The organism is Variovorax sp. Soil_C_19, from assembly GCF_057657255.1.
The window spans coordinates 1-14,823 of record NZ_JBDGIV010000018.1 but is presented as its reverse complement, the minus strand read 5'-3'; the positions used below and the strand labels follow the sequence as shown (position 1 = coordinate 14,823).

The following is a 14,823-nucleotide window of genomic DNA, read 5'->3' as shown; positions in this document are numbered from 1 at the left end:
CGCGCCGATGTTCGGGTGGGCCCGCACCGGGGTGCGAGGCGCGGCAAGGGGCACGTTCACGTTGCGCGTCCTGAAGCGAAGAAGAGGCAAGCAGTATCGTGCCCGCTCCCGGCGCCAGGTGTAGGAGCGTGCCTACGGTTATGGTTTGCCGAGGTAGACCCGGACGTCCTTCACTTCGACCCCCGCCGCCGCCACGGCCGAGCGCAGCTGCGCCTCGGTCACGCCCAGCGTCTGGGTCCAGTAGCGCACCTCGTGCGGCTCGTTCACGTTGATGCGGCTGCGGTCCTGCGGGCCGCGTTTGCTCAGGTCGTCTGCCATGGTGTTGTTTCCTTTTTCAGCCAGCGTTCGCTGTATTTAGTGCCGATGAACGATGCGCCAGACGGCCGCTGCCGCGCTGGAGGACGGCGGCGCGGGCGCATGCAGGACAGGTCCGAATCGACCGCCGGCATTCGCAATTTCCGAAGGCTGGGTTCCGCAATCGCTGAACCACGAAGGGGCGCAGCGGCATAGATTCGGAGCATCCACCCACACCGAAGCCGATGACCCACGCCAACGACCAAAAGAACTTTCCCGACATCCGCGATGCGGTGCGCGGGCTGTGCGCGCAATTTCCCGACGCGTACTTCCGCCGGGTCGACGAGGCGCGCGGCTATCCCGCCGAGTTCGTCGATGCGCTCACCAAGGCCGGCTGGATGGCCGCGCTGATCCCGCAGGAATACGGTGGCTCCGGCCTCGGGCTCACCGAGGCGTCGGTCATCATGGAAGAGATCAACCGCTCGGGCGGCAACTCGGGCGCTTGCCACGGCCAGATGTACAACATGGGCACGCTGCTGCGCCACGGCAGCGAGACCCAGAAGCGCGCCTACCTGCCGCGCATCGCGAGCGGCGACCTGCGGCTGCAGTCGATGGGCGTGACCGAGCCCACCACCGGCACCGACACGACGAAGATCAAGACCACCGCCGTACGCAAGGGCGACCGCTACGTCATCAACGGCCAGAAGGTCTGGATCTCGCGCATCCAGCATTCGGACCTGATGATCCTGCTGGCGCGCACCACGCCGCTCGCCGAGGTGAAGAAGAAATCGGAAGGCATGTCGATCTTCATCGTCGACCTGCGCGAGGCGATCGGAAAGGGCATGACGGTGCGCCCGATCCCGAACATGGTGAACCACGAGACCAACGAGCTGTTCTTCGAGAACCTCGAGATCCCGGTCGAGAACCTGATCGGCGAGGAAGGCCAGGGTTTCAGGTACATCCTCGACGGGCTCAACGCCGAGCGCACGCTGATCGCGGCCGAATGCATCGGCGACGGCTATTGGTTCATCGACCGCGTGACCGCCTACACCAAGGAACGCGTGGTGTTCGGCCGCCCGATCGGCCAGAACCAGGGCGTTCAGTTCCCGATCGCCGAGGCCTTCATCGAGATCGAGGCCGCGAACCTGATGCGCTACGAAGCATGCCGACTGTTCGATGCGCGCGAGCCCTGCGGAGCCCAGGCCAACATGGCGAAGTACCTCGCGGCCAAGGCGAGCTGGGAGGCGGCCAACGCCTGCCTGCAGTTCCACGGCGGCTTCGGCTTCGCCTGCGAATACGACATCGAGCGCAAGTTCCGCGAAACCCGGCTCTACCAGGTGGCGCCGATCTCGACCAACCTGATCCTGAGCTACGTGGCCGAGCACATGCTCGGGCTGCCGCGGTCTTTTTGACTCGCCCCCAGGCTTCGCGCACTTCGTGTCGCTTCTCCACCCCCTACCGGGGCAACACCTGAGGCCCGGCAAAGCCGGTTCCTCGGTGTTCTAGGCCCACCCCCGAAGCGGCTCACTTCGTGTAGCCGCCTCCCCCTCAAGGGGGCAACACCAGCGGCCCGGCAAAGCCGGTTCCTCGGTGTTCCACGAAAGGATCCTTCATGACTTCCGCCACCATCGACCATCCCAGCCAGGTGCTTGCGACCTTCGCCGCCGAGTTGAAGCTCGCGGACATTCCCGCGCCCGTCCTGCGCCGTACCGAGGACCTGGTGCTCGACTGGCTCGGCTCGGTGCTCGCGGCACGCGCCGCGCGGCCGGTGCGCAGCATCGAGCGCTTCGCGCTGGCCATGGGACCGGCCGAAGGGCCGAGCGAGCTGCTGACCTCGCGCCGCACGACGTCGCCGGTGTTCGCGGCGCTGGTCAATGCCGCGGCCTCGCACTTCGTGGAGCAGGACGACGTGCACAACGGCTCGGTGTTCCATCCGGCGGCGGTGGTGATCGCGCCCGCGCTCGCGGTGGCGCAGAGCCTCGGCGCGAGCGGCGCGCAATTGCTCACGGCGGTGGTCGCGGGCTACGAGGTGGGCATCCGCGTGGGCGAGTTCCTTGGGCGCTCGCACTACAAGACCTTCCACACCACTGCGACGGCCGGCACGCTCGCTGCCGCGGCGGCCGTGGGTAACCTGCTCGCGCTCACGCCCGCGCAGATGCTCCACGCCTTCGGCTCGGCCGGCACGCAGTCGGCCGGCCTCTGGGAGTTCTTGCGCGACGCGGCGGACTCCAAGCAACTGCACTGCGCGCATGCGGCCGCGAGCGGGCTGATGTCGGCCTACCTGGCGCAGGACGGCTTCACGGGCGCCGCGAAGATCCTCGAAGGCGCACAGGGCCTGGCGGCGGGCATGTCGAGCGATGCCAATCCGGCGCGGCTCGTCGACCGGCTCGGCATGCGCTGGGCGCTGGCCGAGACCTCTTTCAAGTACCACGCCTCGTGCCGCCACACGCATCCCGCAGCCGACGCGCTGCTGCAGGTGATGACCGCGCACGGGCTCCGCCCGGCCGACGTGTCGCACGTGATCGCGCACGTACACCAGGGCGCCATCGACGTGCTCGGGCGCGTGGCGGTGCCTGCCACGGTGCACCAGGCCAAGTTCTCGATGGGCACGGTGCTCGGGCTGATCGCGGTGCATGGCCGCGCAGGCCTCGGCGAGTTCGACCGCGACTTTCTCGCCGACGAGGTGGCTGCCTTCCGCGACAAGGTGGCGATGGCACTCGACGCCGAGGTCGATGCGGCCTATCCCGGGCGCTGGATCGGCAAGGTCAGCGTGCGCACCACCGACGGCCGCACGCTGCACGGCCGCGTGGACGAGCCCAAGGGCGACCCGGGCAACAGCCTGAGCCGCGCCGAGATCGAGGACAAGATGCAGCGGCTGGCGCAGTACGGCGAAGGCGTGACCGCCGAGGAGGCGAAGGCGCTGTGCGGGCGCGTGTGGGCGCTGGAGACCACGCCGCGCATGGCGCGATGGCTGGGCTGACTTTCAGGCGAACAGCCGCCCCTGCCCCGGCGAACGCGCATCGAGCCCCGCCGTGCGCACGAGGTCCCAGAAGCCCGCGGGCGAGCTCGACACCACGGGCACCGACAACCGCGCCTCGACTTCGCGCACCGCGTCGAGCGTGACGAGGCCGCCGCACGAGATCAGGATGCCGTCCGCGCCGGGCTGCGCATCGAACACGCGCAGGCACAGGTCGACGAGCACCTGCGTGGGCACCTGGCCCACGGCCTGCACGTCGGAGATCGCCAGCCCTTCGAGCGCGAGCGGCTCGAAGCCGCTGTCGTCGAGGTAGCGCCGCAACTGCGCGTTGACCTCGTCGATGTAGGCCGTGGCCACCGCCACGCGGCGCACGCCCAGGTGGCGCAGCCCGCCGGTGATGGCGTTGCTCATGGTCGTGCAGGGCAGCCCGGTGGCGCGGGCCATCTCGGCCTGCAGTTCGCGGTTGAAGGCCGCGCCGCGAAAGAAGCTCAGCGAGGTGCCCATGAGCGAAACCGCGCTCGCGCCCTCGGCCTTGAGCGCAACGGCCTTCTCGACCACGGTGTCGATCACCTCGGTGTAGCCGCGCGTGGAGATCTCGCCGAGGCCGAGGCCCAGCGCGCTGAAGCGGATGCGCTCGCCGTAGAGCAGCGGGCCGTCCACCGGCACGGCGCCGGCGGCCGGTGGCACGATGAGGCCGAGGTGGGGCACGGCCATCATCACTTGCCTTCGGCCACGATGCCCTGCTCGGCGATGATGCGCTGCCAGCGCTTGGTCTCCTCGGCCATGTCCTTGCCGAGCTGCGCTGGCGTGGCATAGGCGCGCAGCGTGCCCTGGGCGGTCGCCGCGGCAGCGGCTTCGGGCGTGTCGAGCACGGCCTTGACCGCGGCCGACAGCTTCTCGACGACCTCGTCGGGCGTGCCGGCCGGCGCGAGCACGAAGATGCGCGGCGCCACGTCGAAGCCCGGCAGCGCGTCGGCCATTGCGGGCACGCTTTCGGCGCCCTCGAGCTTCGCGGTGTTCATCAGGCCGATGGCGCGCAGCTTGCCGGCCTTGGCCTGCGCCATGCCGGCCGTGGCGCTGACCACGCCGATCGGCACCTGGCCGCCGACCACGTCGGGCACGATCTGCGCGGCGCCGCGGTACGGCACGTGCACCACCTTGCTGCCACTGGTCTGCTTGAGCATCTCGAAGCCCAGGTGATGCACCGTCCCGACGCCCGAGGTGGCATAGGAGTAGTGTCCCGGGCGGGCCTTGAGCTCCTTGACGAATTCGGCCGGCGTCTTGGCCGGAAAGTCGTTGCCCGTGACGATCATCAGCGGCGAGACGAACGCGCCCGCCACCGGCCTGAAGCTGGTGAGCGGATCGACCGAGGCCCTGGGCTGCAGCAGCTTGGCGGCCAGCAGCGCGCTGTCGCCCATCATGAGCGTGTAGCCGTCGGGTGCCGACTTGGCGACGAATTCGGCCGCGATCATGCCGGTGGCGCCGGTGCGGTTGTCGACCAGCACCTGCTGCCCGAGCACGGTGGCAAGCCGGGTGCCGAGCAGCCGCGCGACCGCATCGACCCCGCCGCCGGCCGAATAGCCGACCACGAGCCGGATCGGCTTGTCGGGGTACTTCTGGGCCCAGGCGGCGGGAGCCGCGAGCAAGGTCGCAAGGCCGAGGGCCGTGGCCGTGCGCAAGGCGTGGCGACGGGCGGGGCGAGTGATTTCTCTAGCTTTCATCATGTCTCCAGGTTTTCTGTCAATGCCGTCTGCGCGGCTCTATTCAAGTGCACCCGCGGAACGGGCTTTGCCCGGCCGCCGGGTGCGCCCCCCAGTGGGGGAAGCGCCGAAGGCGCAACGGGGGGCGTCCTTCCTATGCCTTGCCCTTGCCGCCGGAGGTGGGCAGCTTGGCGAGTTCGCGCACGCGGTCGGCATTGGGCGAGAAGCCCAGCCCCGGTGCCTCGGGCAGCGTCAGCCAGCCGTTTTCGGGCACCGGGAGGCCGTCGAAGATCTGCTTGAGCATCTCCACCGCCACATAGTGGTATTCGACCAGCCCGCCGTTCGACACGCCCGCATGCAGGTGCATGTTGTGGAACGGCCAGGCGCCGCCGTTGTCGATCGGCACGTTGAAGGCCGCGGCCATGCCGGCGATCTTCAGGCACTGCGAATAGCCACCCGAGATCGTCACATTGGGCTGCAGCACGTCGGCGGCCTGGTTCACCAGCAGGTCGCGGAAGCGGAAGGCCAGGCCTTCGTTCTGGCCGCAGGCGAGCGGAATGCGCGTGCGGCTGCGCAGCGTCGCCATCTGGCGCACGTCGTTCTGCGTCAGCGGCTCCTCGAAGAAGCTGATGCCGTAGGGCTCGATGCGCTGCGCGAGTTCGCTCGCATGGAACAGGTCGAGGCCGCAGTTGGCGTCGACGTAGAGCTTCACGTCGGGGCCGACGGCCTCGCGCACGGCGGCGACGCGGCGCACGTCCTCGGCGATCACCTCGTCGAGCGGGCGCGGCTCGTCGCGGCGCGCGAGCGCGTGGTTGCCGACGGTCATCTTCAGGCGCTGGAAGCCCTGCGACACCCACAGCTTCGCAGCGGCGGCAAGCTGGTCGCGCTCGAAGAAGCCGAAGCCGAAGGTGGCATACACCGGCACCTTGCCGCGTGCGCCCCCGAACAGGCGCCACAGCGGCTGGCCGAGCGCCTTGCCCTTCAGGTCCCACAGCGCGATGTCGAGCGCGGCGATGGTGTGGCTCGCATAGCCGGTCTGCCCGCGCGGCGAGAGCAGCCAGTAGAGCTTCTCCCAGAGCCGCTCGGTGGCCATCGGGTCTTCGCCGATGAGCGCCGGGCCGGCCACGTCGCGCACGGCGGCGGCAATGATCTCTTCCTCGGTGATGGCGGTCATGCCGTGGCCGACGAGACCGGTGTCGGTCTCGATCTCGGTGAGGCACAGCGACAGCGATGTCTGCTTGTTGAGGCCGACCACGTCGATGGTGACGGGAATGTTCAGTGGCGTGGCGCTGACGCGAACGATCTTCAAGTGCATGTCTCCTTTGGTTTGCACGCATCTTTGCGCGGCGGCCGCGGGAGAACAATTCTTTTTTGGCGAGCGCGAGCCTTCGTGCGGCGCGAAGGCTCGGCGTCGGCGCGGCGTCAGTCGGGCCGGCCGAGGTGGTCGAGCACCGAGCGCGCGGCCACGGTCAGCTCGTTCAGCCGGCGCACGCACAGCAGGTGCCGGCGCGCGGCCCAGGGCGCATCGAGCTTGAGGCAGCGCAGCTTGAGGATCTGCAGCTGCGGGAGGATCGCCGCATAGGGCAGCAGGCCGATGCCGACGCCCTGCTCGACCATGCGGCAGACCATGTCGAAGCTGCCCACCTGCATGCGCACCTTGAGCGGCACCTGCGCCTCGAGCGCGGCGGCCACCATCACCCGGTGCAGCGCCGTGCCTTCGCGCACCACGATATGGTCATGGCGCAGCATTTCGTCCACGCCGATGCGCCGGCGCCGCGCGAGCGGGTGGTCGCGTGCGACCACCACCGCCAACTCATCGCTGCGGTAGGGCAGGCACTCCAGGCCTTCGGCGGGCGTCTGGCCCTCGATCACGCCGATGTCGGCCAGGCCGGCCTGCACGGCCTTCACTACCTCGGTGCTCGCACGCTCCTGCAGGTCAATCTTGAGCACCGGGTGCAGCCGCAGGAACGAGCCGATCTGCGCCGGCAGGAACTGCGCAATGGCCGATGCGTTGGCGGTGATGCTGACCACGCCCGCCACGCCGTTCTGGAAGTCGTCGAACTCGGCGCCGAGCCGGTCGAGCGCCGACAGCACGGCGCGCGCATGCAGCAAGAGGCCGTGGCCGGCCGAAGTGAGCGTGACGCCGCGCGCATGCCGCACCAGGAGCGGCAGCTTCGCGCGCGCCTCGAGGTCGGAAATGCGCTTGCTCGCGGCGGCGAGCGCGATATGGCAGCGCTTGGCACCTTCGCTGATGCTGCCGTGGTCGGCCACGGCGGCGAAGAGGCGCAGCGACTTGAGGTCGGCGGACAAGGCGAGCGGGCTCTCGGGATGCGCGCGGGGTTTACTGCCGCGCGGTGCGCACGTTCGCCGGCAATGCCTGCGGCGAGCTGGTGCGGAATGGGTTGATGTCGAGCCCGCCGCGGCGCGTGTAGCGCGCGTACACCGCGAGCTTGTTCGGCCCGCAGCGCTTCCAGATGTCGGTGAACATGCGCTCGACGCAGGGCTCGTGGAACTCGTTGTGGTTGCGAAAGCTCACGATGTACGCGAGCAGCCCGGCCTGGTCGATGGCGGGGCCGCTGTAGCGGATCTGCACACTGCCCCAGTCGGGCTGGCCGGTGACGAGACAGTTGCTCTTGAGCAGCCGGCTCGTGAGCGTCTCGTTCACGGGCGGCTGGCTGGTGTCGCTCGACAGCAGCTCGGGCGCGGGCTGGTAGTGGGTGCACTCGATGTCGAGGCGGTCGAGGTCGAGCCCGTCGAGCTCGTGCACCGGCTCGCGGTCGAACATGTCGGGCGCGAGCAGCTTCACGCCGATGCCCGCGGCCTGGCCGCTGCCGCGCCAGAGCGCTTCGGACAGATCGGCACGCAGCCGGTCGCGCACCGCCTCGAGGTTGGCGAACGGGCTGCTGTTGAAGCTGTTCAGGTAGAGCTTGAACGATTTGCTCTCAATGATGTTGGGCGTCTCGCAGGGAATGGTGAAGTGCGCGATGGCGAGCTGCGGCTTGCCGCGCAGGTTGAGCCAACTGACCTCGAACGCGGTCCAGAGGTCGGCGCCGAAGAACGGCAGCGCACCGGCCTGGATGCCCATGGCTTCGCGCTGGGTGGCCCGCGGAATCGGGAACAGCAGCGTGGGGTCGTACTTGTCGGCGTAGTCCGAGGCGCGGCCGAGCTGCGACTGCTCGGGCGTGTTGGGGCCGGAACCGGCGTTGGGGGGGATGTTGTCGAGGCTCATGGTGTGGGGTGCTCCAGCGCCGCATTCAGGAACGGCGCGATATGGTTGACGAGGATGGCGCACACCTCGGGCGGCAGGTCGTGGCCCATGCCGGGAATGCCGATGAACCGGGAACCCGGGATGCGCTTGGCGGTGTCCACGCCGCAGGCGGTCGGCACCAGCGCATCGGACTCGCCGTGCAGCACCAGCGTGGGGCACTTGATGCGCGCAAGCAGCTGAGGCCGGCCGGTATCGGCACCGATCGCGAGCATCTGCCGGAAGATGCCGGACGGCCGGTAGGCGCGCCGCATGCTGAAGGTGAGGCGCTCGGAAAGCGCCTCGGTGCTCTGCGGATAGGTCGGGCTCTGGATGAGCTTGAGCAGCCGGACGCTGTGCGCAACGAGGTCGGCCTCGCCGCCGCCGAGCGGACGCCTGAGAAGCATGGCCGCGACGTCGCTGCGCGGCCCCGGCAGGCCGCGCGCGCCGCTGGAGCTCATGATGCTCACGAGGCGGGTCACGCGCTCGGGCCACTCGGCCGCAAGGTGCTGGGCGATCATGCCGCCCATCGAGGCGCCGACGACATGCGCCTGCGGGATGCCGAGTGCATCGAGCACGCCGAGCGAATCGCGCGCCATGTCCTGCAGTGTGTAGGCCGAGCGCACCTGCAGGCCGAGGCGGTGGCGGATGGTTTCCCACACCACGTTGCCGGTGCCGGCATGGTCGAAGCCCTCGCTCAGGCCGGCATCGCGGTTGTCGTGGCGCACCACGCGAAAGCCCGCATCGACGAGCCCCTGCACGAACTCGTTCGGCCAGCCGATGAGCTGCATGCCCAGGCCCATGATGAGCAGCACCACGGGGCGGCCCTCGCCGCCGGTGTCGTCGACCTCGATCTGCAGGCCATTGGCGCGAACTTTCATGCGCCTACCGAAATTCGCGCTCGCGCAGCCACTTGGTCGCGACCCATTTCTCGCCCGCGAGAACCGGGGCGCCGCCATGCAGCGTGCGCGTGCCGGGGTCGGGCGCGTCGTAGCTGAAGAACACGCCGGTGCCGCGCACGGGCGCCACTTCGAGGCCCACGTCGGGGAAGGTGGTGGCGCCGCCCTGCTCGGGCTCCTGCAGGTACATGACGAGCGTGGCGACGCGCTGGCCGCCGCGCTTGAGGATGGTGGGCGTGCCGGGCTCGTCGGGGTCGAAGTAGTCGAAATGCGGGCGGTACTGGGCGCCGGGCGCATAGCGCAGGATCTGCAGGCCCTCGCCGAATTCGAGCGGCCAGCGCAGCAGCCGGGCAATGCGCGCTTCGAGGCGCGCGACGCATTCGTTCTCGCCGCGCTCGAAGAACATGCCCTCGCTGGTGCGGTCGATGTTCAGCACTTCGCCGCCGGTGCGCGTCTCGACCGTGAGCGAGCGCGCGAGTCGCACCCGCGCCGCGGCGATCAGGGTCTCGCACTCCTCGGGCGACACGAGGTTGCCGAAGACCACGACGCGCGGATGCTGCAGTGTCTGCAGCACCTGCACGCGGCGGTCTCCCGCGTCGATGTAGAGCGGCGCGCCCTCGAGGTCGGGGCCGGGCATTTCGGTGCGCCGGGGCGGCTGCACGGCTTCGAGCGAGGGAAAGCCCGTCTCGAGCTGCGCGAGTGCGAGGTCGGTGGCCGCGTCCTGCCACCCGGCCTCGCGCATCGACGCGCGCAGCGCAGGCACCGAGTGCCCTGCCGCAAGCTGCGACACCAGCCATTCCTTCAGCTCGGGACTGATCGCCTGTGACATCTCAAGTCTTCCTCCTGAAAACGAGCCGCTCGGCACGGGATGCCTGCGCGTCGAAACCATAACCCTCGAGGTCGAATTTTTCCAGCGCCCGCGGCGTAGCGGCCTTGTGCAGCACGGCCCAGCGCGCGAGCAGCCCGCGTGCGCGCTTGGCATGGAAGCTCACGATCTTGTAGCGGTCGGTCTTCCATTCCTCGAACACGCATTCGACCACGCGCGCCTTGAGCGCCTTCAGGTCGACCGAGCGGAAGTACTCCTGCGACGCCACATTGACCACCACCGGGGTGCGGTCCGCCACAAGGCGCTCGTTCAGAAGCTCCGCGATGCGCGTACCCCAGAAGGCATACAGGTCCTTGCCGTGCCGGTTGGCAAGCGGCGTGCCCATTTCGAGGCGGTAGGGCTGCAGCAGGTCGAGCGGGCGCAGCACGCCGTACAGGCCGCTGAGGATGCAGACGTGCGCCTGCGCCCAGGCCAGCTGCGCGGCAGTGAACGAACGCGCATCGAGGCCGCCATAGACGTCGCCGTCGAAGGCGAAGGCCGCCTGGCGCGCGTTCTTCGGCGTGCTCTTGCCGGCCCAGGCCTGGTAGCGCGCCACGTTCAGGGCCGAGAGCTTGTCGGACAGGTGCATCAGTTCGGAGATCTGCTGCGGCGACTTCTCGCGCAACAGCCGGATCAGCTCGGCAGAGGGGCCGCGCGGGGCCTCGAAATGGGGAATGGTGGCGGGGATCTCGGCGGGAACGGGGGTGTCGTAGTCGAGCGACTTCGCAGGGGAGAGCAGGAACAGCATGCCGGAATTATCAGTGGCGACCGCGACATGAAGGCCGCCGGTAAAATCGCCGGCAATCCCACCCTGTCACCAGCGGCACCCGAGGGTGCCGTTTTGCATTTGCCATGAGCGAACCCATCTCCCCCATTGCCCAGCCCGGCCTCGAGAGCCTGTCCAAATCCTTCGAACCCGCCGCCATCGAGGCGCACTGGGGCCCGGAGTGGGAGCAGCGCGGCTACGCCCGTGCCGGCTTCCGCGGCACGCAGCAGTCCAAGGACGGTGCCGAGTCGTTCGCGATCCAGCTGCCGCCGCCCAACGTGACGGGCACGCTGCACATGGGCCATGCCTTCAACCAGACCGTGATGGACAGCCTGACGCGCTACCACCGCATGAAGGGCGACAACACGCTCTGGGTGCCGGGCACCGACCATGCCGGCATCGCGACGCAGATCGTGGTGGAGCGCCAGCTGCAGGAACAGAAGATCAGCCGCCACGACATGGGCCCGACGCCGGCCGAGGCGCGCAAAAACTTCGTCGCCAAGGTCTGGGAGTGGAAGGAAAAGAGCGGCAACACCATCACCCGCCAGATGCGCCGGATGGGCGACACGGTCGACTGGAGCCGCGAGTACTTCACGATGGACGACGACCTCTCGAAGGTGGTCACGCAGACCTTCGTCGCGCTCCATGAAGAAGGCCTGATCTACCGCGGCAAGCGCCTGGGCAACTGGGACCCGGTGCTCAAGACCTCGGTCAGCGACCTCGAAGTCGAAAGCGAAGAGGAAGACGGCTTCCTCTGGCACATCGCCTACCCGCTCGAAGACGGCAGCGGCACGCTGACCGTGGCGACCACCCGGCCCGAGACCATGCTCGGCGACACGGCCGTGATGGTGCACCCGGAAGACGAGCGCTACCGGCACCTGATCGGCCAGCGCGTGCGGCTGCCGCTGGTGGGGCGGCTCATTCCGGTCATTGCCGACGACTACGTCGACAAGGAATTCGGCACCGGCGTGGTCAAGGTCACGCCCGCGCACGACTACAACGACTACGCCGTCGGCCAGCGCCACGAGCTCGAGGTGATCGGCATCCTCACGCTCGACGCCACCATCAACGAGAACGCGCCCGAGAAGTACCGCGGCATGGACCGCTTCGTGGCGCGCAAGGCCGTGGTGGCCGATCTCGAGGCGCTCGGGCTCATGGTCGAGATCAAGAAGCACCGGCTCATGGTGCCGCGCTGCACGCGTTCGGGTGCGGTGGTCGAGCCCATGCTCACCGACCAGTGGTACGTGGCGATGATGCGGCCCGGCGCCGACGGCCAGTCGATCGCGCAGAAGGCCATCGACGTGGTGAAGTCGGGCGAAGTGCGCTTCGTGCCCGAGAACTGGGTCAACACCTACAACCACTGGATGGAGAACATCCAGGACTGGACCATTTCGCGCCAGCTCTGGTGGGGCCATCAGATTCCGGCCTGGTACGACGAGGACGGCAATGTGTACGTGGCGCACGACGAGGCCGAGGCGCAGGCCAAGGCGCCGGGCAAGCAACTCCGCCGCGACGAGGACGTGCTCGACACCTGGTATTCGTCGGCGATGGTGCCCTTCTCGTCGCTCGGCTGGCCCGAGAAGACGCCGGAGCTCGACCTGTACCTGCCTTCGAGCGTGCTGGTCACGGGCTACGACATCATCTTCTTCTGGGTCGCCCGGATGATCATGATGACGAAGCACTTCACGGGCAGGGTGCCGTTCCGCGACGTGTACATGCATGGCCTGGTGCGCGACGCGCAGGGCAAGAAGATGAGCAAGTCCGAGGGCAACGTGCTCGACCCGGTCGACCTGATCGACGGCATCGCGCTGCCCGAGCTGCTCGACAAGCGCACGCAGGGCCTGCGCCGCCCCGAGACCGCACCGGCGGTCCGCAAGAACACGCAGAAGGAGTTTCCCGACGGCATTCCGGCCTTCGGCGCCGACGCGCTGCGCTTCACCTTTGCCTCGCTCGCCTCGCTCGGGCGCAACATCAACTTCGACAGCAAGCGCTGCGAGGGCTACCGCAACTTCTGCAACAAGCTCTGGAACGCGACGCGCTTCGTGCTGATGAATTGCGAAGGCCAGGACTGCGGCCTGCGCGAGCACACGAAGGAAGAATGCGCCGTCGGCGGACCGGCGCACGGCTACCTGAAGTTCAGCCGCGCCGACTTCTGGATCGTGTCGCAGCTGCAGCGCGTCGAGGCCGAAGTGGCCAAGGGCTTCGAGGAATACCGGCTCGACAACGTCGCCAACGCGATCTACCAGTTCGCCTGGGACGAGTTCTGCGACTGGTACCTCGAGATCGCGAAGGTGCAGATCCAGACCGGCGACGATGCGCAGAAGCGCGCCACGCGCCGCACGCTGATCCGCACGCTCGAGGCGCTGCTGCGGCTCGCGCATCCGATCATTCCGTTCATCACCGAGGAACTCTGGCAGAAGGTGGCGCCGGTGGCCGGGCGCGAAGGCGAATCGATCATGGTGGCGGCCTATCCGCAGAGCCAGCCCGCGAAGATCGACGAGGCCGCCGAGGCGCACGTGGCGCGGCTCAAGGCGCTGGTGGACGCCTGCCGCACGCTGCGCGGCGAGATGAACGTGTCGCCCGCCACGCGCCTGCCGCTCTACGCGGTGGCCGACGATGCCGAGGGCGCGGCGTTCCTGCGCGATGCGGCGCCAGTGCTGCAGGCGCTCGCCAAGCTCAAGGAAGTGAAGGTCTTCGACGACGAGGACTCGTGGGCCGCGGCCGCCGAGGCTGCGCCCGTGGCGGTGGTGGGCACGGCGCGGCTGTGCCTGCACATGGAGATCGACAAGGCCGCCGAGAAGCTGCGCATCGGCAAGGAGATCGCGCGCGTCGAGGGCGAGGTCCAGAAAGTGAACGGCAAGCTCGGCAACGAGGCCTTCGTGGCGAAGGCGCCGGCCGCGGTGATCGACCAGGAGCGCAAGCGGCTGGCCGATTTCAGCGCCACATTGGAGCGTTTGCGCGACCAACTTGTGCGCCTCGGCTGACACATGTCAATTCGGGCAGGGTTTAGCATAAGAAGGCGGCATTTAGATGCCGCTTTTCGACCGTAAACCTTCTTCTTCAACCGAACGAACAAACGCCCGAACTGTCCATGCCCACACCCTCGACACGCATCCGCAAGGCCGTATTCCCCGTTGCCGGGTTCGGCACCCGCTTCCTGCCCGCCACCAAGGCGCAGCCAAAGGAAATGCTGCCGGTTGTCGACAAGCCACTCATCCAGTACGCGGTTGAGGAAGCCTACGCAGCGGGCATTCGCGACATGATTTTCGTAACTGGCCGAAACAAACGTGCCATCGAAGACCACTACGACACGGCCTACGAACTGGAGAGCCAGCTAGAAGCCAGCGGCAAGACCGCGCTGCTCGACATCGCGCGCTCGGTGATGCCCGACGACATGACCTGCTCCTACGTGCGCCAGCCTCGCATGCTGGGCCTCGGCCATGCGGTGCTCTGCGCCGAGCACCTGGTGGGCAACGAGCCCTTCGCCGTGCTGCTGGCCGACGACCTGATGGTCGGCCCGTCGGGTGGCGAGCCGGTGCTGGCGCAGATGACGGCCGCCTTCGAAAAGCTCGGCGCTTCGCTGCTCGCCGTGCAGGAAGTGCCGCTGGAACACGTCAAGCGCTACGGCATCGTGGCCGGCCAATCGATCGGCGACGACCTCGTGAAGGTCGACCGCATGGTCGAGAAGCCCAAGCCCGAGGACGCGCCGTCGCGCCTTGGCGTGGCGGGGCGCTACATCCTCACGCCCGGTGTGTTCGACGAAATACGCAACCAGCCCAAGGGCGCGGGCGGCGAGATCCAGCTCACCGACGGCATCGCCGCGCTGATGAAGAAGGAAGCGGTCTACGCCTATGCCTACAAGGGCACGCGCTACGACTGCGGCAGCAAGGAAGGCTTCCTGCAGGCCTCGGTGGAACTGGCACTCGCGCACCCCGAGGTCGGCGGCCAGTTCCGCGAATACCTCAAGAGCCTCGAGCTCTGAAACGGAAAGGGGCCCCGCGCAGTCTGTGTAAATAGTCTGCCGCCCGCTTAGATCGAGATGCCCCGCGAGAGCGGGGCATTTTTCGTTAGGCGAGCG

13 protein-coding genes are annotated in these 14,823 nt (G+C 68.4%); 4 read left to right on the top strand and 9 right to left on the bottom strand.

What is annotated here, in order from left to right; translation table 11 throughout:
• Positions 1 to 138: 138 nt before the first annotated feature.
• Positions 139 to 318: a DUF3606 domain-containing protein gene (locus AC3A6R_RS24115; RefSeq protein WP_337295628.1), complete on the bottom strand. Its 180-nt coding sequence runs from the start codon at positions 316 to 318 to the stop codon at positions 139 to 141.
• Positions 319 to 539: 221 nt separating this feature from the next.
• Between AC3A6R_RS24115 and AC3A6R_RS24110 the strand changes: the two genes are divergently transcribed.
• Positions 540 to 1,706: an acyl-CoA dehydrogenase family protein gene (locus tag AC3A6R_RS24110; RefSeq protein ID WP_487858450.1), complete on the top strand. Its 1,167-nt coding sequence runs from the start codon at positions 540 to 542 to the stop codon at positions 1,704 to 1,706.
• A 200-nt stretch (positions 1,707 to 1,906) separates the two neighbouring features.
• Positions 1,907 to 3,274 carry an MmgE/PrpD family protein gene (locus AC3A6R_RS24105; RefSeq protein WP_487865835.1) on the top strand — a complete coding sequence of 456 codons (1,368 nt, stop codon included), beginning with the start codon at positions 1,907 to 1,909 and terminating at the stop codon, positions 3,272 to 3,274.
• A 3-nt stretch (positions 3,275 to 3,277) separates the two neighbouring features.
• Here AC3A6R_RS24105 and AC3A6R_RS24100 read toward each other — a convergent pair whose 3' ends face one another.
• The 8 genes from AC3A6R_RS24100 to yaaA all read right to left on the bottom strand — a co-directional run bounded on the left by AC3A6R_RS24100 (position 3,278) and on the right by yaaA (position 10,727).
• A complete protein-coding gene (locus AC3A6R_RS24100; RefSeq protein ID WP_487865834.1) occupies positions 3,278 to 3,988 on the bottom strand; it encodes an arylmalonate decarboxylase in 711 nt (236 codons plus the stop codon).
• Positions 3,988 to 4,992, bottom strand: coding sequence for a Bug family tripartite tricarboxylate transporter substrate binding protein (locus AC3A6R_RS24095; protein WP_487858453.1), 1,005 nt, complete (start codon positions 4,990 to 4,992; stop codon positions 3,988 to 3,990). Before AC3A6R_RS24095 ends, AC3A6R_RS24100 begins: the two co-directional genes overlap by 1 nt.
• 133 nt (positions 4,993 to 5,125) lie before the next feature.
• Entirely contained in the window at positions 5,126 to 6,280 is a 1,155-nt protein-coding gene (locus AC3A6R_RS24090; RefSeq protein WP_487865833.1) for a mandelate racemase/muconate lactonizing enzyme family protein, read from the bottom strand.
• Between the two features lie 113 nt (positions 6,281 to 6,393).
• Complete coding sequence (locus AC3A6R_RS24085) at positions 6,394 to 7,281, bottom strand: LysR family transcriptional regulator (protein ID WP_487865832.1); 888 nt, start codon at positions 7,279 to 7,281, stop codon at positions 6,394 to 6,396.
• A 31-nt stretch (positions 7,282 to 7,312) separates the two neighbouring features.
• Entirely contained in the window at positions 7,313 to 8,200 is an 888-nt protein-coding gene (queF, locus tag AC3A6R_RS24080; protein WP_487858456.1) for an NADPH-dependent 7-cyano-7-deazaguanine reductase QueF, read from the bottom strand.
• Positions 8,197 to 9,096 carry an alpha/beta fold hydrolase gene (locus tag AC3A6R_RS24075; RefSeq protein WP_487865831.1) on the bottom strand — a complete coding sequence of 300 codons (900 nt, stop codon included), beginning with the start codon at positions 9,094 to 9,096 and terminating at the stop codon, positions 8,197 to 8,199. Before AC3A6R_RS24075 ends, queF begins: the two co-directional genes overlap by 4 nt.
• Positions 9,097 to 9,100: 4 nt before the next feature.
• Complete coding sequence (locus tag AC3A6R_RS24070; protein WP_487865830.1) at positions 9,101 to 9,943, bottom strand: 2OG-Fe(II) oxygenase; 843 nt, start codon at positions 9,941 to 9,943, stop codon at positions 9,101 to 9,103.
• Between the two features lies 1 nt (position 9,944).
• On the bottom strand, positions 9,945 to 10,727 hold the full coding sequence (gene yaaA / locus AC3A6R_RS24065; RefSeq protein WP_487865829.1) for a peroxide stress protein YaaA: 783 nt from the start codon (positions 10,725 to 10,727) through the stop codon (positions 9,945 to 9,947).
• A 104-nt stretch (positions 10,728 to 10,831) separates the two neighbouring features.
• Between yaaA and AC3A6R_RS24060 the strand changes: the two genes are divergently transcribed.
• Both AC3A6R_RS24060 and galU read left to right on the top strand, forming a co-directional pair.
• Positions 10,832 to 13,729, top strand: a complete 2,898-nt coding sequence (locus tag AC3A6R_RS24060; RefSeq protein WP_487865828.1) for a valine--tRNA ligase — start codon at positions 10,832 to 10,834, stop codon at positions 13,727 to 13,729.
• Between the two features lie 107 nt (positions 13,730 to 13,836).
• Complete coding sequence (gene galU / locus AC3A6R_RS24055; RefSeq protein WP_487858461.1) at positions 13,837 to 14,727, top strand: UTP--glucose-1-phosphate uridylyltransferase GalU; 891 nt, start codon at positions 13,837 to 13,839, stop codon at positions 14,725 to 14,727.
• Positions 14,728 to 14,823 lie beyond the last annotated feature (96 nt).